The organism is Scandinavium goeteborgense, assembly GCF_003935895.2.
Lineage (GTDB): Bacteria > Pseudomonadota > Gammaproteobacteria > Enterobacterales > Enterobacteriaceae > Scandinavium > Scandinavium goeteborgense.
In genome coordinates this window covers 558428-578070 of sequence record NZ_CP054058.1, presented here as the reverse complement: position 1 = coordinate 578070, position 19643 = coordinate 558428, and the positions used below count along the sequence as shown (strand labels likewise).

Sequence of the window (19643 nt, the reverse complement as noted above, 5' to 3'; positions counted from 1 at the left end):
CCCGGCAGAATATCTGGCTAACAATGCAGCGTCCATACCTTTACCATTGTTTAGTGTAAAGAGAGGTCAAGAATATGATTACTACCCGAACAGCCAAACAGTGCGGACAAGCCGATTTCGGCTGGCTGCAGGCGCGATACACCTTCTCCTTCGGACACTATTTCGACCCGAAACTGCTGGGGTACGCTTCCCTGCGCGTTCTGAATCAGGAAGTACTCGGGCCAGGCGCGTCGTTCCAGCCTCGCACCTATCCGAAGGTCGATATCCTGAATATCATTCTGGAAGGGGAAGCCGAGTATCGTGACAGCGAAGGGAATCACGTTCAGGCCAAAGCGGGCGAAGCGCTGCTGATTGCCACCCAGCCAGGCACCAGCTACAGCGAGCACAACCTTAGCAAAGAGAAGTCGCTGACGCGGATGCAGCTCTGGCTCGATGCCTGCCCACAGCGGGAGAACGCGTCGATGCAAAAGCTCGAACTGACCGACACCGCGCAGCAGCTTATCGCTTCACCCGACGGCAGCCAGAACAGTCTGCTACTTCGCCAGCAGGTGTGGGTTCACCATATTCAGCTGAACAAAGGCGAACAGCTAAGCTTCCAGCTGCACGGGCCACGCGCGTATCTGCAATCCATTCACGGCACCGTTCACGCGGTGACGCCGCAGGAAGAGCGGGAAGGATTAACTTGTGGTGATGGCGCATTTATTCGTGACGAGGCTAACCTTACGCTGGTCGCTGATACGCCGCTGCGCGCTTTGCTGATAGATTTACCGGTGTAAAAGCAGAAGTCAGGCTGGCACAAGAGTTGTGCCAGGCCTCAATAAAAAACCCGCTAAACGCGGGTTTTTTACTTAGTTATTGATGGACTGAATCAAATCGTCCTGGATCTGCTTACGCTGTTCTGGCGTCAGAACCTGGTTCAGATCGAAGTAGTACTTCACGCGGTAGTAACGGGTCTGCTGCTCAACTTTGCTGAACGCGTCGAGCTGGGTTTTCACCGCCTGCTCATCCCATTTGCCAGAGTGGATAACGTCAATCAGTGCGCCATCTTTCACGTCTTTCATGGACACCTGTTCAACGCTTTTTTCCATTTCGTCATGCAGGCTTTTGATTTTTGCGACCTGATCGTTAGTCAGCTTCAGATGCTGAACGATGGGATCCTGAGAAGGTGCCGGAGCAACCTCGGTGTTTGCAGCCTGGGCAACGCCAGTGAAACCAATCAGGGAAGCAGTCAGCAGCGCAATACGGGTCATTTTGTTCATTGTTAATATCCTTTAAGTAAACGTGGATATTATCCCGGAATGCGCAGTGAATAAGTATGACACTTCATTAATATATATTTGAATGTAAATGAAAAAAGGCCGCATCGTATGCGGCCTTTAGGCAGGAACATCGCTTATTTCACTAATAGCGTGTTTTGACGTCTCGAAAGTTAAACCGCAGGCTGTAACGCGTCCATTTGGCCTTTGCGCTGCTTTTTCATTTCGTACAGTTCTTCATCCGCTTTTTTATAGCTCTCGGTAAAACCATGCGTCAGTTCACTGATGCCGTAAGAGAACGATAATGGAATCATTGAATTTTCAAATGGGAAATAAGAGAGCTCCGCAGCCCGCTTTTCCATCATCTTACGCGCCTGCGCAATGGTCGTATTCTGTAATAACAGAATAAACTCATCGCCACCCATTCGGATCAGATGATCGCCCTGACGCACGGATTTCAGTAAATACTTAGCAAAGAAGATAAGCGCCTCATCTCCCGCATGGTGGCCCCAGGTGTCGTTAATCGGTTTGAAATCATTCAAATCTATGGCAACCAGAATCGTACTGCGGCTGCTGGGAATATTTTCCGTCACGATTTTACCGCCTTCCCGCGACAACGCTTCGGTCAGGGAATCGGTGGTGAGTTTATCCATCATCTGCTCAATTCTTTTGTGCGAGCGTGTGAAGATGACAAAGAAAAACAGCATGATGATGTTACAGATTAGAAAACCTGCCAGCTTAATGCGCAGCAGTTCGATAAAGCTTACCTGCGTACTCAGGCAGAAACCATTTACCAGCTTGATATCCCCGAGATTAAACTCGAGCCACGAACCGTTGTCCGGGAAGATGTTCATCTCGATATCATTACCTTTCTGGCTATGAATACGAATGTCATACCCGGAGTTGGCGAGACTCAGCTCATCGAAGGCATCGCGGAACAGAACGGCCAGGTCGTCCCGGGTGTAATCGATAGCGATAATCCCGGACATTCGGCTGCCCTGCCCGCTGAAATCTTTAATCACCACCGGGCTGCCGATAGTGATCGTCGGTAATTTCGAAAAGGCATCGTCGTAAACATTGCTCACAAACAGTTCCGGTACCACAAACCCCCGATTGCTTCTCAGCAGAGAAGAGGTTGTTTCGATATAACCGGAAAGCCGAAAGTGGGGATTAGCCCCCTGAATTTTAACCGCTTTTTCGTTGTTGAAAACGTAGTAGTACCCGGTGTCACCGTCGGTGTAGTAGGTCGTAAATCGTGACTTATTGGCAGCACTGAAATTACGCCAGAACGAGCGCAGAATGGTGAATTTTTTACGGTGAACATCGTCGATATCCGTTTTCCACGCAGGCAACTCGCTGTCGCTCAGTCGTTCATTCATTGTGCCGGTTAATCTTTTGATATCGATGCCCAGGCTTTGGTTCAGCATACTGTCAGGCAGTTGCAGCATCGAACTCAGGTCAGATGCCATGCTTCTGTTATTCTGCGTATCTTTAGTTATCAGGCGCACCACGCGGGACGTAACCAGTTCAATATTGGTTCTGGCCGTGGAAAACGAAATATAAAAAGAGAACGCATTCGCGATGAGTAACATCACCGAAAGCACGATCAAAAATAGCTTCTTCTCTGATTTAAGCTGATGCGAATTTTTCATAGCGCTTACCCGTTAGCCTTCACCGTAATCACCCCATCCTGCGGTACCCAAGCCGAGAACAGCTGTGGGCGCGAGTAGTAATACCCCTGCGCTTTCACACATCCCATCGACTCGAGTTTTTCTCCCATTTCCACGGTCTCAATCCCCTCAGCAACCAGCGGTACGCCGAAGGATTGCGACAGCATAATCACCGACGAAATGATGGCCTCACTCTTATGGTCATCCAGCACACCTTTCACAAAATCGCGGTCGATCTTCAGGCAATCGAAAGGCAGCAAATGCAGATAGGACAGGCTTGAATAGCCGCTGCCAAAATCATCAATGGCGACAGACAGCCCCAGACGGCGCAGATAGTTAAGCGTTTCAATGACCTTTTTGCTGTTTTGCAGCAGCACGCTTTCGGTGATTTCCAGACAAATATTGCTGTTGATAAGCCCGTTATGCTGGATACAGGTCAACAGGTGCGAGGAGAAATCGGTCTGCTGGAGCTGCACCGCCGAAATATTGATGTGCAGCTTAAAGTCTTCCGGCGCACCGCGAGCGATAAACGCCGCCAGTTCACGACAGGCTTCTTCGATAATCCAACGGCCCAGACGGATAATGGTGCCGGTGCGCTCTGCCAGGCCGATAAACACGTCCGGCGGTACGAAACCAAGCTCGGCTGATTGCCAGCGAATCAGACACTCACCTTCCGTAAAGGTGTCGGTATTGTCCAGCTCGACAATCGGCTGCAGGACCAGATGGAATCCATTGTTCATCAGGGCCTCACGCAGCGCCTGGAACATGCGGATATTGTTGAGTTCGCTTTCCCGCATCTCCGGGGTGAACAGCACATATTCGCGATTGGAGCCGGTGCGGATTTGCTGCAACGCCAGGCCTGCATTCATCATGCAATCGACCAGATTGCCTCGGGTGATGGTCTCCAGCACCGCCCCGCCCTGACCGGTGAAAACGTGTGACGCGTCTTCCTGAACGTCATGAATTTGTCGGGTTGGCGTATCCTGGAACAACGACGAGATCAGCCCCCAATAGGTATCGATATCTTTTTGCTCGTTGTGACCCGGGAACGTCACGATGAATAAGTCTTCTGAGTAGCGGCAAAAAATGCTCTCCGCGGGCGCAAGCTGAATCAGGCTCTGCGCAAAGAAGCGAACAAAATTCCTGGCGTACGCATGGCCCAATGTGCTGCGCATATCGCGGAAGTTAGTCACGCGGATCATCACTAATAAATTGCGGCCGTCATACAGCGTCGGCTCGTTCAAAAAGCCTTCGCGAGTCAGAACGCCGGTATCTTTATCTTTTTCAATTCGCTGCTTTTGCTCATCCAGCATGCCGGTTATCAGGCCAGACGCCTTGCTGAGTTCCTCTTCGAGCACCGCGATTTCCGTGAACAACGTGCCCTGTTCCGCCGGTTCCCACGACTGTTTGCCAAGCCAGCGAGTTTTCTGTACCAGCCGTTGCAGCGGATGGAAAAAGTTTCTCACCAACATAATCATCACCAGCATAAAGAACATCGCCAGTGCCGACAGCACAATGAGGGTCATGAAATGAGACGCTTTATACAGGGTGTAAGGATGCAGATTCGGCGCTATCAGCACCAGCGAACCGTTAAACTGCCCCACCCGGTCGCGAACCGGATGTGTTATCACAAAATAGCCTTTGCCATTATGGGTAACGACTTTCGATGTCGCGGACAGTTCGTTTTCACCCTGCAGCAGAGATTTCAGCATCGGGAAGGTGTAGATGCTGTGCAGTTTGACGTGCTGTCCTTTGTGATTTTCATCGGCCGACGCGAGATATTGCGCCCGAGAAGACGAAATAATTTGCTGCTGATCGTCCAACAGCAACAGCGTGCTGTCCGACGTCGGGGCCGATTTTGTGAGGTACATGCTGATAACCGTCGGGTTAATATCAGCAAAAACAACGCCCTGGAAGGCCCGGCTGTTGTCATATAAAGGCATACGCCAGCTCATCGCCTGGCCATTGCTGGTCGACATGTGATAGTAATTTTTGGACCAGAAAGGCCGGGTTTGCGTCATCGCTTTAATAAACCAGTGACGCGAGAAAATATTGTAGTGCTCAACGTGGTCGACGATATCTGAATCCCTCGACGCCGAGCGGTAAATATCTAATCGGTCACGCGCGGTCGGCGAGGTTTTGATCGGGAAGATAACCCCCGTTGTTTTATCTCTTTCATACGCGATGTACTTCCCGTCTGCCGTCGCCAGCCCAATCCGTGAAATCGTATCTGAAGAGACAAAATCATGCGCCAGCACATGCCGCAGCTGTTGCTCAACGGCAGGAGAATCAATGCCCGAAGACGCATTCACCAAATCAGACATCAGCTCGGCCGCACGCTGAGGCTCGTTCAGATACATATCAATTCGGTGGCTAAGATACTGACTTTTTTGGGTCAGCGTTTTTTGCGCCATTTCCGTATACCAGCTGCTGATGTCCCGGCGCTGGAGGAAGAAAAACAACAACATCATGATGACAGTGCAGACCATCAGGCTGAGGATGAGCGTGCTCGCAAAGGAGATCGAGCGGGTTTTAAGCATGCGGAACATCAATGAGTCTCCTGACCAGCGCTGTCATGTTGAGGGGTCAGCGCTGTAGCGTCCTTATCACTGGCGACCGGTTCAGAACCATAAAACAAAGAGGAAAACGGCGCAGGATGGGCAAGATAGTAGCCCTGCACCTGATCGCAGCCGAGGGCGAAGAAATGCTCCCGGGTGTCTTCATCCTCAATGCCGATCGCAATCAACGGCACCTGGAAACCTTTCGCCAGCGTTAACAATGAATTAAAGACACAAATGCTCTTCTCACTGTTCAGTCGATTGGAAATCAAATGCTTAGAAATTTTGATGCTGTCGAAAGGAATCGAGTGCAAATAGGACATACTGGAGAAACCGGCGCCGAAGTCATCCAGGCAGATGCAAATATTGTGGCGACGAAGATAGTTCAGCACCTGCGAAGCCTGAGTCATATCGCGATCCAGCCCGCCTTCCGTAATCTCAATGCAGATGTTTTCGTTGCGCAGGCCATGCAACTGGATGGTATCCATCAGATGCCAGGCAAAACCGTTTTGCAGCAGTTGAATCGCCGAAATATTGATGTGCAGGCGGAAATCTTTCGGTGCGCCACGCGCAATCATCGCGGCCAGTTCGCGGCACGCTTCTTCAATAATCCAGCGGCCCAGCGGGATTATCAGCCCACTTTCTTCGGCCACGGGAATGAAATCTTGTGGCGGAATTTCGCCGAGCTTTTTAGAGTGCCAGCGCACCAGACACTCACCGGCCATGCACGATGCGCTGTCATCCTGTCCGGCAATCGGCTGGATCACCAGGTACAGTTCATTGCTGGCCATCGCGCTGCCAAGAGAATCATGCAGGCGAATATTGGTCAGCTCCGCTTCCAGCATTTCAGGCTGATAGAGCCGCGTTTGGGCATTGCCCGATTTTTCAGCGTGACGCAGGGCTATCCAGGCATGCATCAAGATATCGGTGATCGTCTCTGGCTTAATATCCTGCAGCACCATCCCCGCGTTACCGCCAAACAGAATATTTCCCTTCCCGCTTTTGCCTGACTTATTATTCAGCGAGAACAGCGAGTTGATAATATTCTGGTATTTAACGTAATCGCTCTCCTGGTTTATCCCCGGGAAAACGATGATAAATTTATCAATATTATCGCGAGCCACAATAATATTGGTCGGCAGAACGGCTTCCGCCTGTCGCATAAACTCAGCAATAAATTCATCCGCATATTTATTACCCAGCGTATTCATGATCGACTTCATATTGGTCACGTGGACCAGCGCGATCAAATTATGATGGTGATAAATCCGCTCATCATTTAATAAGCCACTACGGGTATAAAGACCGGAGGTGGGGTCAAATTCGATTTTTTTACGCATCTCTTCGAAGCTGTCCGTCAACCGCTGCGACAAATGCTTAAAGCCGGATTCGAGCTCGGCGATCTCCTGGAACTGGTAGTTACAGTTGCCTTCGGTCCACTGCCCGGACTCCAGCTCTTTGGTGCGCTGGGCAATCTGGCTTAACGGCGAGGTAATGCGGCTAAGCACCACGTGGACCAGCGCCGCGCTGAGCAAGAAGGTCAGGATCAACGCCACAATCATGACGTTATCATGCAGCTTTACGGTCGCGATAATCGCCGATGCCGGAATGATGACCACCGCCTGCCATTTTAATTCGCCGGACGCATCGGTAACGGGAAAACGCGTGGCGTAATAACGGTCACCATCAAGCTTGATATTAATCACCTCATTCGGGCTGGCTGCCAGAAGTGATTTGCCGATTTCCTTAATCATCGGTGAGGTATTTTTGGTCAGCGTTGGCAGCACCATTTCTGAATGAACGGGCGGTGCAAGGTTGTTCGAGGATGAGGCCACAATCTGATCACGCTCATCCAGGATAAGTAAATTACTCTCCCGATACGGGCGCTGGCGGCGCAGCATTTTGCTCAAGTTTTGTAGATGCAGTTCACTGGCAATCACGCCAATATATTGCCCCTTGCTATTAAAAGCCGGCACGCTGTAGGCAATTCCCACTTCTTTTTCGGTACTGAGGTCACGATACACTGGCGTCCACAGCGGCTTCTTATACTCATTCACCGGCTGATACCACGGTCGATTGTGCATCGTATAATGCGGGTTCTGCATGACCACCGTTGAACGCGTGGTCGACCCGGCGTACGACACCAGAACGTCGTGCGTTGAGGCATCTTTTAAGGTCAGATACTCTTCTTTACCGCCGTCGCTTCGGTGGCTGATGCCGATGTAATCACCCTTAAGATTGCCAAACTGCAACACATTCAGGTCGACGTTGCTTTGGAAGACATCGTTCATCACGTTCATGATATCGTCATAAACATCGCCAACGGCGATATTGTCAGTCTGATAATGTTTGAACGTGTCTCTCAGTACCGAATCGGCCTGATGCGGAATATTAATGTAATCCTCAACCGCCGTTTTAAGCAGGCTGGTCTTGGAAACAAACAGGTTGTGGCTGATGGTGTCCAGCAGACTCTGACGGTCGAGATAGACCACCGTTGAAACAATAGCAAACACCATGCAATAAAATGCAATGAATAAGGTTCTGACAGCTCCGGTCAGAGAAAATGATGAAGTTTTAAAATAACGTAAAATCATAGGGGACCATGGGGAGCTGTCGGAAAATGCAGGTGATTAACGGAAAATAGGTTTACCGCCAGGAAAGAGGAATAATGCACGCAGCACAACCTGAGGGTATTACACCAATAAGGTTACCACGCACAATAAAACGCGCCATTAGTAAGTCGTTTAATAATAAACGTGCGTTATCGTTTTTGGGTGGGAAATATAAAATTAAATTTTCGGGTATATTTATTATATTCGGATGTTGAACCGCGCGGTTTTTTGCCCGGTGGCGCTGACGCTTACCGGGCCTACCACTTCCATACAAATCCAATAACGTTTTCGCACAATACATCGTAGGCCCGGCAAGCTTGCGCCGCCGGGCAATGTTTTCATCATGCACATAAGCAAAAACCCCGCCGAGGCGGGGTTTTGTAAGAAGTTGAAGCTGACCGATAAGCCGGGTTCTGTCGTGGACAGTCATTCATCTAGGCCAGCAATCGCTCACTGGCTCAAGCAGCCTACCCGGGTTCAGTACGGGCCGTACCTTGTGAACCCCTATTTGGCCTTGCTCCGGGTGGAGTTTACCGTGCCACGAACTGTTGCCAGTCGCGCGGTGCGCTCTTACCGCACCCTTTCACCCTTACCTGATCCCGCTTGCGCGGGCCATCGGCGGTTTGCTCTCTGTTGCACTGGTCGTGGGTTTCCCCCCCAGGCGTTACCTGGCACCCTGCCCTATGGAGCCCGGACTTTCCTCCCCTTCGCCCGTCTCCCCCCGAAAGAGGACGACGACGAAGCGGCGACTGTCTGGTCAGCTTCGGCGCGAAGTATAGAGGGTTTGCGCGGCAATGTCACCCTTCGAGCCGCATCCCTATTTGCAGCGTCGCGGCCACGTTGCGCGAGGCGCGCTGAATATTGTCGAATGCGCCACGAAACGCTTCGTCGAGCGTGCCGATTTGCGTCAGCACGCTGAACACCGCATCAATGCCGTGCTGATGCACCACGCCCACGTCCGTCGTCAGGCACCCGGCGATGCCGATCACCGGCTTATGGTATTTTTTCGCGACGCTCGCGACGCCAACGGGCACTTTGCCGTGAATGCTCTGGCTGTCGATGCGCCCTTCACCGGTCAGCACCAGCGAGCAGTCGTGAATATGCTCTTCAAGATTCAGCGCCTGCGTCACGATCTCGATCCCGCGCCCCAGCTCTGCGCCCAAAAATGCCATCAGCGCCGCGCCCATTCCACCTGCCGCGCCCGCTCCGGGCACGTTCAGCACGTCGATATGCAGCGATTTTTTGATGACCTCTGCGTAGTGCGCCAGGCTGGCGTCGAGTTCCTCGATCATCGCCTCGGTGGCCCCTTTTTGCGGGCCGAAGACCCGAGATGCGCCCAGTTCACCGGTTAACGGATTGGTAACGTCACAGGCGACCCGCAGCGAACACGTCGCCAGGCGCGGGTCCAGGCCTGAAATATCAATGCTATTAAGGCTTATCAGGCCGCCGCCGCCCACCGTTATCTCTTTGCCGTTGGCAGCGGATAAACGCGCGCCCAGCGCCTGCACCATACCCGCCCCGCCGTCATTAGTGGCGCTGCCACCGATGCCGATAATGATGCTTTTCGCGCCCTGCTCCAGTGCGTGCAAAATCAGCTCGCCGGTGCCGCGCGAAGTGGTTAACAGCGGATTACGCTGCGCCGCAGGTACCAGTGACAGGCCGCTGGCCGCCGCCATTTCAATAAACGCCGTCAGGCCGTCGCCGGAAATGCCCCACATCGCATCCACCGGTTCGCCCAACGGGCCGGTGACGCGCGAGGTTTTTACCGTTCCGTGAGTGGCGGCAATCATCGCTTCAACGGTGCCTTCGCCGCCGTCGGCGACCGGGACTTTGACATACTGCGCATCGGGGAAAATTTCCCGAAACCCTGATTCGATGGCCAGAGCCACCTCGCAGGCCGGGAGGCTTTCTTTATAAGAATCTGGAGCGATGACGATTTTCATAGTGCGTTGCCTGTTACCGCGCGAGGCAGAATTATCGGGCACGTTCCCGCGCCCTGTCCTTTAGCGAGTGACTTCCACTTTCGCCAATTTTTCGTAGTAGCACGCGATGGCGCAGTGGTCGTCGTTGCCGTGACCGTCGGCGCGCAGCGCCTGCATCATCTCCATTACCGCCGCCGTCAGCGGCAGCTGTGCGCCCACGCCGTGCGAGGTGTCCAGCGCGTTCGCCAGATCTTTAATGTGCAGATCGATGCGGAAACCGGGCTTGAAGTTACGGTCCATCACCATCGGGGCTTTGGCATCTAACACCGTGCTGCCCGCCAGGCCGCCGCGAATCGCCTGATACACCAGGTCCGGGTTCACGCCCGCTTTGGTGGCCAGCGTCAGCGCTTCGGACATCGCGGCGATGTTCAGCGCCACAATCACCTGGTTGGCAAGCTTGGTCACGTTACCCGCACCGATATCCCCAGTGTGTACCACCGAGCCCGCCATCGCTTTCAGCAAATCGTAGTGGCGGTCGAAAATCGCTTTGTCACCGCCGACCATCACCGAAAGCGTGCCGTCGATAGCCTTCGGTTCACCGCCGCTGACCGGCGCATCCAGCATCGCCACGCCTTTGGCCTGCAACGCTTCGCTGATTTCACGGCTCGCCAGCGGGGCGATAGAACTCATATCAATCAGCACCGTGCCCGGCTTCGCGCCGTCGATGATGCCGTTTTCGCCCAGCGCGACCTCTTTCACATGCGGTGAGTTCGGCAGCATGGTGATGATAACGTCACACTGTTCGGCGATGTCTTTTGCCGAACCGGCCGCTTCCGCGCCAGCGGCAATCACTTCCGCGACCGACTGCGGATTGTGGTCTGACACCACCAGCGAGTAACCCGCTTTCAGCAGGTTTTTACTCATCGGTTTGCCCATAATGCCCAGGCCAATAAAGCCCACTTTCATCGTCATCATTTTTTCCTTCTCAATTACGGTGGTGATTATTTTTTAAAGGCGTCAGCCAGTTTTTGGGTGGCGGAGCGGAACACGCCGAGGTCACTGCCGACGGCAACGAACGTCGCGCCCGACTCCAGATAGCGACGGGCATCCGCTTCAACCGGGGCCAGAATGCCGCTCGGTTTACCGTGCGCTTTGGCGCGGGCAAAAATGTGCTGAATGCATTTCTGCACATCAGGATGAGAGGCGTTGCCCAGATGACCGAGCGCGGCGGCGAGGTCGCTTGGGCCGACGAAAATCCCGTCTACGCCGTCGGTGGCCGCGATGGCATCGACGTTATCGACGCCGGTCTGGCTTTCAATCTGCACCAGAATGGAGATGTTTTTATTCGACTGGGCGAAGTAGTCCGGCACGGTGCCGAACATGTTGGCGCGATGGGACACCGATACGCCACGGATGCCTTCCGGCGGATAGCGGGTCGACGCCACCGCAAGCGCCGCTTCCTCTTGCGTCTCAACAAACGGGATCAGGAAGTTATAGAAACCAATATCCAGCAGGCGCTTAATGATCACCGGCTCGTTGGTCGGCACGCGCACCACCGCCGCGCTCGGGCTGCCTTTCAGCGCCATCAGTTGCGGGATAAACGTGGAAATATCATTCGGTGCATGTTCGCCGTCCAGCACCAGCCAGTCGAAACCTGCCAGCCCCAGCACTTCGGTGCTAATAGGGTTTGCCAGCGCCGACCAGCAGCCAATCTGGATCTGATGGGCAGCCAGCGCGGCCTTGAATTTGTTCGGGAAGCATTCGTTCGTCATCGTTTCACCCTTTGCTTAGTTCTGCAGTTCCATACGTTTAATGTCGCCCACCACAAACAGGTAGCAGACCATCGCCATCAGGGCTGAGCAGCCGACAAACACCAGCGCGGCGTTGAACGAGTGCAGCTCGCTGACCAGATAACCAATCACCAGTGGCGTGACAATCGAGGCGACATTACCGAATACGTTAAATACGCCGCCGCACAGGCCGACAATCTCTTTTGGCGCGGTATCGGAAATGACCGGCCAGCCCAACGCGCCGAAGCCCTTTCCGAAAAAGGCCAGCGCCATCAGGGCCACTACCAGCACGGTATTATCGGTGTAGTTGCACAGGATAATCGTCGACGCGAGCAGCATTCCCAGCACAATCGGTACCTTCCGCGCGAAGGTGATGGAGTGCCCGCGCTTAATAAGCGCATCGGAAAACACGCCGCCCAGCACGCCACCGGCAAAGCCGCACAGCGCCGGAATGGACGCCACCAGCCCCACTTTCAGAATCGACATGCCTTTGTCCTGCACCAGATAAATGGGAAACCAGGTAAGGAAAAACCACGTAATGGTGTTGATAAAGTATTGCCCAAAGAACACGCCAAGCATCATGCGGTTGGTCAGCAGCTGTTTGATGTAGTGCATTTTCGGGCCGTTCGACGCGGCACCCGGCTTTTTGTGGTCCATATCCACCACCGCGCCGCCGTCGGAGATGTATTTCAGCTCCTGCTCGCTCATGCGAGGGTGATCGGTCGGGTTATGAATCAGCTTGACCCACAGCGCGGTCAGCACAAAACCGATCACGCCCATCACCGTAAACACGTGCTCCCAGCCCCAGGCAAAGGTCAGCCAGCCCAGCAGTGGAGAGAAAATAGCGAGGGAAAAATACTGCGCCGAGTTAAAAATCGCCGACGCGGTGCCGCGCTCTTTGGTCGGGAACCACGCCGCGACAATGCGGGCGTTGGCCGGGAATGACGGTGCCTCCGAAAACCCGAGCATAAAGCGCATAAAGAACATCGAAATTCCGGCCCAGGCAATTGGGAAGACACCGACAAAGCCTTGCATAAAGGTGAACAGCGACCAGAAAAACAGGCTGTAGCTGTACACTTTTTTAGAGCCAAACTTATCGAGCAACCAGCCGCCGGGGATCTGCATCAGCAGGTAAGCCCAGCCAAACGCGGAGAAGATGTAACCCATCGACACCGCGCTGAGCTGAAGCTCCTTCGCCACTTCGGTACCCGCAATCGACAGCGTGGCCCGATCGGCGTAATTCACCGCGGTGACAATAAAGATAATCAGCAGAATTAAATAACGGGTATTTATTCCTCTTTTCGATTCAACAGCACTGTCCAGCATCATGTTATTATCCTCGGGTACAGGGCATTATTATTTTTATTTTGTAAGATGTTTTAATTCTGCTTTTGTTTTATTAAACGCGGCAGACACAATGAAATTGCCATTCAGTATATGTAAGCCCCGGGGAATACACATTGTGCAATCTGCCAATATAAATAAGACTTCACCAATGGCTTTCGGGCATCTGCACAGGATGATGGGCGCTGCCACACAGATCCGACGTTCCCTCGCCTTCACGCGCAGGGCCTGATAATAAGAGGTGATCTGCGTCACATTATCGCTGCCTTACTCCTGACATTCTTTATTCCAGTGACCTTTTTCGCTTTATTTCGCTTCAACATTTTTTGCTGGAGAATACTGGACAATGGCAGAGATCGAAATCCGACAATCGCCGCCGCAGGCGTTTTATATAAAAGTGCACGACACCGATAATGTCGCCATTATTGTGAACGATAACGGATTAAAAGCCGGAACACGTTTTGCGGATGGTCTGACGCTGATTGAACATATTCCGCAGGGGCACAAAGTCGCACTGGTGGATATTCCGCACCACGGCGAAATCGTGCGCTACGGCGAAGTGATTGGCTATGCGGTGCGCGATATTGTGCAAGGCAGCTGGATTGATGAATCCACTGTCGAACTGCCCAAAGCGCCGCCGCTGGAAACCCTGCCGCTGGCGACCCGCGTGCCGGAACCGTTGCCGCCGCTGGAGGGCCACACCTTCGAAGGCTATCGCAACGCCGACGGCAGCGTCGGCACCAAAAACCTGCTCGGCATCACCACCAGCGTGCACTGCGTGGCGGGCGTGGTGGATTACGTGGTGAAAACCATCGAACGCGATCTGCTGCCCCAATACCCGAACGTCGACGGCGTGGTCGGCCTCAACCATCTTTACGGCTGTGGCGTGGCGATCAACGCCCCGGCAGCGGTCGTGCCAATTCGCACCATTCACAACCTCGCGCTCAACCCCAACTTCGGCGGCGAAGTCATGGTGGTTGGATTAGGCTGTGAAAAACTCCAGCCCGAACGTTTGCTGCAAGGTACGGAAGATGTGCAGGCCATTCCGGTCGACAGCGCCAGCATCGTGCGTTTACAGGACGAACAGCACGTTGGCTTCCGCTCCATGGTCGACGATATTTTGCAGGTCGCCGAACGCCATCTGGTGAAACTCAACCAGCGTCAGCGCGAAACCTGCCCGGCTTCCGAACTGGTAGTCGGCATGCAGTGCGGCGGCAGCGATGCGTTTTCCGGCGTGACCGCCAACCCGGCGGTGGGCTACGCCTCCGACCTGCTGGTGCGCTGCGGCGCCACGGTGATGTTCTCGGAAGTCACCGAAGTGCGCGACGCCATTCATCTGCTGACGCCGCGCGTCATCAATGAAGAGGTCGGCAAACGCCTGCTGGAAGAGATGGCCTGGTACGATAACTATCTCGATATGGGGAAAACCGACCGCAGCGCGAACCCGTCGCCGGGTAACAAAAAAGGCGGCCTGGCGAACGTGGTGGAAAAAGCCCTCGGATCGATTGCCAAATCCGGCCAGAGCGCAATTGTCGAAGTGCTTTCTCCGGGCCAGCGTCCAACCAAACGCGGCCTGATATACGCCGCCACTCCCGCCAGCGATTTTGTCTGCGGCACGCAGCAGGTAGCTTCCGGGATCACGGTGCAGGTGTTTACCACCGGGCGCGGCACGCCGTACGGTCTGGTGGCCGTTCCCGTGATTAAGATGGCGACGCGCACAGAACTGGCGAACCGCTGGTATGACTTGATGGATATCAATGCCGGGACGATTGCCACCGGCGAAGAGAGTATTGAGGATGTGGGCTGGAAGCTATTCCACTTCATTCTGGACGTCGCCAGCGGGCGTAAAAAGACATTTTCCGACCAGTGGGGGCTGCACAATCAGCTGGCCGTGTTTAACCCCGCGCCCGTGACCTGACAACAAACAAAAAACCCGGCAGTGAACGCACCGCCGGGCCTTTTTTATCCGCTTATTGCAGCGTGTTGAGAAGAGTATTTGCCGCTTTAACCCGCTCGGTATTCGGATACATTTTGTTAGCCAGCATCACGATGCCGATTTGTTTTTCAGGAATGAACGCCACGTACGCGCCGAAGCCGTTGGTCGACCCGGTTTTATGCACCAGAGAGGCTTTCACCGGCGCAACCGGCGGTTCAATGGCCGTCACGGGCGAAGCCGCCAGCGCCACTTTGTTATCGCTGCCGTTAATGACGGTCGCCGCCGCAACCGGCCAGTTCAGCATTTCCCAGCCTAAGCCCTGATACATACTGCCGCTGCGCCAGTAGCGCGACTGCGCAATCTCCAGCCCTTTTTGCAGCGTCGGCTGTTTCACCTGCTGCGGGTTCATGTTGTATTGCACCCAGCTCGCCATATCTTCGATGGTGGATTTGACACCGTAGGCTTCGGTATCCAGCATGCCCGGCCCGACGTGCATGGCTTTGCCGTCACGATAGCCCCAGGCGTAATGATTTTCTTCACTGGCCGGAACGGTGAGCCAGGTATGTTTCAGGTTCAGCGGTTGCAGAACGCGCTGGCGCATCGCATCGTTAAACGTCATCCCGGACGGTTTCACTGCCAACGCACCAAACAGGCCAATGCTCGAGTTGGCGTACTGACGACGGGTTCCCGGCGCCCAGTCCGGCTGCCAGTTCTGGTAAAACTTCAGCAGCGCGGCCTGATTATCGACCTCATCCGGCACCTGCAACGGCAAGCCGCCGGCGGTGTAGGTCGCCAGATCCAGCAGCGTGATGCCCTGCCACTGCTTGCCCGTCAGTTCTGGCCAGTATTTCGTCGCCGGGTCACTCAGCTTCACTTCCCCGCGCGCCACGATATCGCCGCCCAGCACGCCGGTGAAAGTTTTACTCACGGAGCCCAGCTCAAAAATCGTCTGTGTCGTCACCGGCTGATTTTTCGCGATGTCGGCCACGCCGTAGGTAAAGTAGTGCGGCTTGCCCTGATAAATCACCGCCACCGCCATGCCGGGAATGGCCTGGGCTGTAATCATCGGTTTAAGCGTTTGATTGACAGCCTCTTCTAACTGTTTGTCACTCAATGTTTTTTGTGCGGAAAAGGCGGAGAAAGAGGCGCTCAGAACCAGCGCGCAGCAGAGTGTTTTTTTCATCATTGAAAATCTTCCATAAGTAACATGACAGAGGGTCCGGCACATCAGACGCGCTCAGTCTGCGGGATTTGACTGTGGCGAACAAACGATTAAATTTAGCAGTAGCCTTAAGATTTTCTAACGGAAAACCCATGACACGTAGCTACATCCCGCTAAATTCGTTGCGTGCGTTCGAAGCCGCAGCGCGACACCTTAGCTTTACTCATGCCGCCATCGAGCTCAACGTCACCCATTCGGCCATCAGCCAGCAGGTCAAAGCGCTGGAAGAACATCTGAACTGCCCGCTGTTTGTTCGCGTTTCGCGCGGACTACGGCTGACGACGGAAGGTGAAAGCCTGCTGCCGGTGCTGAACGATTCGTTCGATCGCATCGCGGGGATGCTGGACAGGTTTGCGGTTTCCCATGAACGAGAAAAGCTGAAGGTCGGCGTGGTGGGCACCTTTGCCACTGGGTTTCTGCTTCCCCGGCTCGAGGATTTCCGGCGCTGTTATCCGTATATCGATTTGCAGTTATCCACGCACAATAACCGGGTCGACCCGGCCGCTGAAGGGCTGGATTACACCATTCGCTACGGCAACGGCGCCTGGCACGGCACCGACGCCACGTTTTTGTGCCCGGCCCCGCTGGGACCGCTGTGCAGCCCCGAACGGGCTGCGGCGCTGCGCACGCCGGGCGATATTCTACAGTTCACGCTGCTGCGCTCATATCGACGCGATGAATGGAATTCCTGGTTCGAGGCGGCAGGTGAACAATCTCCTTCGCCCACGCATCGGGTGATGGTCTTTGATTCATCGGTGACGATGCTCGAAGCCGCCCAGGCCGGAATGGGCGTCGCCATCGCGCCGGTGAATATGTTCACGCACCTGCTCAACAGCGAACGCATCGTGCAGCCGTTTGATTGCCAGATTAACCTCGGCGATTACTGGCTCACGCGTTTGCAGTCTCGCCCACAAACCCCGGCGATGGATGATTTCGCCCGCTGGCTGGTGAATCAGAGTGTGTAAGGTTTACCCCTTTACCCGTACCACTTCGATGCCTGCCCGCTGCAATTCGGTGAGACTTTCAGCCGGTACGCCTTCGTCGGTGATGATCATATCAATCCGTGGCATATCAATGATTTTATGCAGGCTGGAGCGGTTGAACTTGGTGGAGTCGGTCACCACGATTATCCGCTCAGCGACTTCGCACATACTGCGGTTGAGGCGGGCTTCATCTTCATTATGGGTGCTGACGCCGCGATCGGTATCGATGGCATCCACGCCGAGGAAAAGCATGTCGAAATGGTAATTCTGCAATGACTGCACGGCCTGATCGCCATAAAACGACTGTGACTGACGACGCAGATGCCCGCCGGTCATTAAGAGTTCCACCCCTTCAGCTTCCAGCAGCGCATTGGCAACGTTCATTCCGTTGGTCATGACAATCACTTCCGCGTGCTGACGCAGCATGCGCGCGATTTCATAGGTGGTGGTGCCGGAGTCGAGAATAATGCGGTGACCCGGTTTTATCAGCGCTACCGCCGCCTGGGCGATACTGCGCTTCACGCCGGTATTGAGCGCACTTTTGTCTTCCACCGACGGCTCATGGGCCGATCCATTCCCTTCGCAGATCAGTGCCCCGCCGTAGGCGCGCACCGCGATGCCCTGCTTTTCGAGAAAGGCCAGATCGTTACGAATCGTCACCGTCGAGACGCCATATGCGGCGGAGAGGTCATTCACCTGCACGCTTCCCTGCTGTCGCAACCGCTGGATAATCTGCTCACGCCTTTCGCTGGTTCCGCTAATGCGCTTTTCCGCGGACAAATCGCTGCTGCTCATAAGAGCTCCTTTAAGAAAAACTTTCGTTTCATTTCGTTTTAACTATTAACGCCTTTCTTTTGCCGGAATGCAAGCCCTGCAAGCCGGTCAGACCGTGACCATTCTGACGCTGAAACCTTTCATTATGTTTCTTTTGTGAAACAGATCGGAAAACTATTATCTTTCGTTTTATTTTTATAGCAGCATGATGCAGGATTAAGTGAAACAAAACGAAAGATGAATGTCGTCACCATCCGAAATGGAGAGGAAAGTGAAACATCTGACAGAAATGGTGCAACAGCATAAGCAGGGAAACAGCAACGGGATTTATGCCGTCTGTTCCGCACATCCGCTGGTCCTTGAAGCCGCAATCCGTTACGCCCGCACGCAGCAGACGCCGCTGTTGATCGAGGCCACCTCAAACCAGGTCGATCAGTTTGGCGGCTATACCGGTATGACCCCGGCAGATTTTCGCGGCTTTGTGTACCAGCTTGCCGACACGCTCGATTTTCCGCAGTCGCAGCTGATCCTCGGTGGCGATCATCTGGGCCCAAATCGCTGGCAAAATCTTCCGGCCGCAGAGGCCATGCTGAACGCCGATGCGCTGATCAAAAGCTACGTTGCGGCGGGCTTTAAAAAAATCCACCTCGATTGCAGCATGTCCTGCGAAGGCGATCCGGTTCCGCTAACCGATGACATCGTGGCCGAACGCGCCGCGCGGCTGGCAAAAATTGCCGAGGAAACCTGCCGCGAACAGTTTGGCGAATCTGACCTGGTGTACGTTATCGGCACCGAAGTGCCGGTTCCCGGTGGCGCACACGAAGCTCTGACCGAGCTGGCGGTTACCACGCCCGATGCGGCGCGGGCCACGCTCGAAGCCCATCGTCACGCCTTCGAAAAACAGGGCCTGAATGCTATCTGGCCACGCATTATCGCCCTCGTCGTGCAGCCCGGCGTCGAATTCGATCACACCCATATCATCGACTATCAGCCACAGAAAGCCGTGGCCCTGAGTCACATGGTTGAAGCGTTCGACACTCTGGTGTTTGAAGCGCACTCCACGGATTACCAGACCCCACACGCGCTGCGCCAGCTGGTGAAAGATCACTTCGCGATCCTGAAAGTTGGCCCGGCGCTGACCTTTGCCCTGCGCGAAGCGCTGTTCTCACTGGCCGCAATTGAAGAAGAACTGCTGCCCGCTAAAGCCTGCTCTGACCTGCGTCACGTGCTGGAAAACGTCATGCTCGACCACCCGGAATACTGGCAAAGCCACTATCACGGCGACGGTAATACCCGTCGACTGGCCCGCGGTTACAGCTATTCAGACCGGGTGCGCTACTACTGGCCGGACAGTCAGATTGATGACGCGTTTGCACGGCTGGTGCGCAATCTGGCCGACGAGCCCATTCCGCTGCCGCTCATCAGCCAGTACCTGCCGTTGCAGTATGTAAAAGTCCGCGAAGCCGGTCTCAGTGCGACTCCGCGCGAACTCATCATCGACCATATCCAGGACATACTGCAACAGTACCACGCGGCCTGTCAGGGCGAGAACGCATAACAATAAAGAGGAAAACAC

General features: G+C 54.3%; 14 protein-coding genes and 1 other RNA gene. 4 read left to right on the top strand and 11 right to left on the bottom strand.

The features are described 5' to 3' along the window. Window positions 1-74: 74 nt before the first annotated feature. Window positions 75-776 carry a pirin family protein gene (locus A8O29_RS03545; RefSeq protein WP_125355038.1) on the top strand — a complete coding sequence of 234 codons (702 nt, stop codon included), beginning with the start codon at window positions 75-77 and terminating at the stop codon, window positions 774-776. Window positions 777-848: 72 nt separating this feature from the next. Here the strand turns inward: A8O29_RS03545 and A8O29_RS03540 are convergent, their stop codons facing one another. The 9 genes from A8O29_RS03540 to A8O29_RS03500 form a co-directional block, all read right to left on the bottom strand. Next, on the bottom strand, window positions 849-1259 hold the full coding sequence (locus A8O29_RS03540; protein ID WP_125355039.1) for a Spy/CpxP family protein refolding chaperone: 411 nt from the start codon (window positions 1257-1259) through the stop codon (window positions 849-851). A 170-nt stretch (window positions 1260-1429) separates the two neighbouring features. Then, the gene (locus A8O29_RS03535) at window positions 1430-2908 is read right to left on the bottom strand and encodes a GGDEF domain-containing protein (RefSeq protein WP_125355040.1); all 1479 of its coding nucleotides are present in this window, start codon (window positions 2906-2908) and stop codon (window positions 1430-1432) included. Between the two features lie 5 nt (window positions 2909-2913). Then, entirely contained in the window at window positions 2914-5475 is a 2562-nt protein-coding gene (locus tag A8O29_RS03530) for a bifunctional diguanylate cyclase/phosphodiesterase (RefSeq protein ID WP_125355041.1), read from the bottom strand. Next, the gene (locus tag A8O29_RS03525) at window positions 5475-8000 is read right to left on the bottom strand and encodes an EAL domain-containing protein (RefSeq protein ID WP_159465006.1); all 2526 of its coding nucleotides are present in this window, start codon (window positions 7998-8000) and stop codon (window positions 5475-5477) included. The genes A8O29_RS03530 and A8O29_RS03525 overlap by 1 nt, the downstream gene beginning before the upstream one ends. 482 nt (window positions 8001-8482) lie before the next feature. Continuing rightward, window positions 8483-8861, bottom strand: an RNA gene (gene rnpB, locus A8O29_RS03520) — RNase P RNA component class A. Window positions 8862-8893: 32 nt separating this feature from the next. Next, a complete protein-coding gene (gene garK, locus A8O29_RS03515; RefSeq protein ID WP_174081217.1) occupies window positions 8894-10039 on the bottom strand; it encodes a glycerate 2-kinase in 1146 nt (381 codons plus the stop codon). 60 nt (window positions 10040-10099) lie between these two features. After that, the gene (gene garR / locus A8O29_RS03510; RefSeq protein WP_125352556.1) at window positions 10100-10990 is read right to left on the bottom strand and encodes a 2-hydroxy-3-oxopropionate reductase; all 891 of its coding nucleotides are present in this window, start codon (window positions 10988-10990) and stop codon (window positions 10100-10102) included. Window positions 10991-11019: 29 nt separating this feature from the next. After that, entirely contained in the window at window positions 11020-11790 is a 771-nt protein-coding gene (gene garL / locus A8O29_RS03505) for a 2-dehydro-3-deoxyglucarate aldolase (protein ID WP_125352370.1), read from the bottom strand. A gap of 15 nt (window positions 11791-11805) precedes the next feature. Next, window positions 11806-13137: an MFS transporter gene (locus A8O29_RS03500; protein ID WP_125352372.1), complete on the bottom strand. Its 1332-nt coding sequence runs from the start codon at window positions 13135-13137 to the stop codon at window positions 11806-11808. Between the two features lie 361 nt (window positions 13138-13498). On the opposite strand from A8O29_RS03500, the gene garD reads away from it, so the two are divergent. Then, on the top strand, window positions 13499-15070 hold the full coding sequence (garD, locus tag A8O29_RS03495) for a galactarate dehydratase (RefSeq protein ID WP_125352374.1): 1572 nt from the start codon (window positions 13499-13501) through the stop codon (window positions 15068-15070). Between the two features lie 52 nt (window positions 15071-15122). On the opposite strand, the gene blaBUT is transcribed toward garD, so the two are convergent. After that, window positions 15123-16274 carry a BUT family class C beta-lactamase gene (gene blaBUT, locus A8O29_RS03490; protein WP_125352376.1) on the bottom strand — a complete coding sequence of 384 codons (1152 nt, stop codon included), beginning with the start codon at window positions 16272-16274 and terminating at the stop codon, window positions 15123-15125. A gap of 128 nt (window positions 16275-16402) precedes the next feature. Here blaBUT and ampR point away from each other — a divergent pair, with 128 nt between their 5' ends. Continuing rightward, a complete protein-coding gene (gene ampR, locus A8O29_RS03485) occupies window positions 16403-17275 on the top strand; it encodes a LysR family transcriptional regulator AmpR (protein WP_125352378.1) in 873 nt (290 codons plus the stop codon). Between the two features lie 3 nt (window positions 17276-17278). On the opposite strand, the gene A8O29_RS03480 is transcribed toward ampR, so the two are convergent. Continuing rightward, window positions 17279-18088: a DeoR family transcriptional regulator gene (locus tag A8O29_RS03480; RefSeq protein ID WP_125352380.1), complete on the bottom strand. Its 810-nt coding sequence runs from the start codon at window positions 18086-18088 to the stop codon at window positions 17279-17281. 250 nt (window positions 18089-18338) lie between these two features. Here A8O29_RS03480 and kbaZ point away from each other — a divergent pair, with 250 nt between their 5' ends. Next, a complete protein-coding gene (gene kbaZ / locus A8O29_RS03475) occupies window positions 18339-19625 on the top strand; it encodes a tagatose-bisphosphate aldolase subunit KbaZ (protein ID WP_174081216.1) in 1287 nt (428 codons plus the stop codon). Window positions 19626-19643: the final 18 nt, after the last annotated feature.

What these genes read in the sequence shown, in the direction of transcription:
- ampR (WP_125352378.1), top strand. Translation starts at nt 16,403, where the DNA reads ATGACACGTAGCTACATCCCGCTAAATTCGTTGCGTGCGTTCGAAGCC.
- A8O29_RS03525 (WP_159465006.1), bottom strand. Translation starts at nt 8,000, where the DNA reads ATGGTGTTTGCTATTGTTTCAACGGTGGTCTATCTCGACCGTCAGAGT.
- A8O29_RS03545 (WP_125355038.1), top strand. Translation starts at nt 75, where the DNA reads ATGATTACTACCCGAACAGCCAAACAGTGCGGACAAGCCGATTTCGGC.
- A8O29_RS03535 (WP_125355040.1), bottom strand. Translation starts at nt 2,908, where the DNA reads ATGAAAAATTCGCATCAGCTTAAATCAGAGAAGAAGCTATTTTTGATC.
- A8O29_RS03480 (WP_125352380.1), bottom strand. Translation starts at nt 18,088, where the DNA reads ATGAGCAGCAGCGATTTGTCCGCGGAAAAGCGCATTAGCGGAACCAGC.
- A8O29_RS03540 (WP_125355039.1), bottom strand. Translation starts at nt 1,259, where the DNA reads ATGAACAAAATGACCCGTATTGCGCTGCTGACTGCTTCCCTGATTGGT.
- A8O29_RS03530 (WP_125355041.1), bottom strand. Translation starts at nt 5,475, where the DNA reads ATGTTCCGCATGCTTAAAACCCGCTCGATCTCCTTTGCGAGCACGCTC.
- garL (WP_125352370.1), bottom strand. Translation starts at nt 11,790, where the DNA reads ATGACGAACGAATGCTTCCCGAACAAATTCAAGGCCGCGCTGGCTGCC.
- garR (WP_125352556.1), bottom strand. Translation starts at nt 10,990, where the DNA reads ATGACGATGAAAGTGGGCTTTATTGGCCTGGGCATTATGGGCAAACCG.
- A8O29_RS03500 (WP_125352372.1), bottom strand. Translation starts at nt 13,137, where the DNA reads ATGATGCTGGACAGTGCTGTTGAATCGAAAAGAGGAATAAATACCCGT.
- garD (WP_125352374.1), top strand. Translation starts at nt 13,499, where the DNA reads ATGGCAGAGATCGAAATCCGACAATCGCCGCCGCAGGCGTTTTATATA.
- blaBUT (WP_125352376.1), bottom strand. Translation starts at nt 16,274, where the DNA reads ATGATGAAAAAAACACTCTGCTGCGCGCTGGTTCTGAGCGCCTCTTTC.
- garK (WP_174081217.1), bottom strand. Translation starts at nt 10,039, where the DNA reads ATGAAAATCGTCATCGCTCCAGATTCTTATAAAGAAAGCCTCCCGGCC.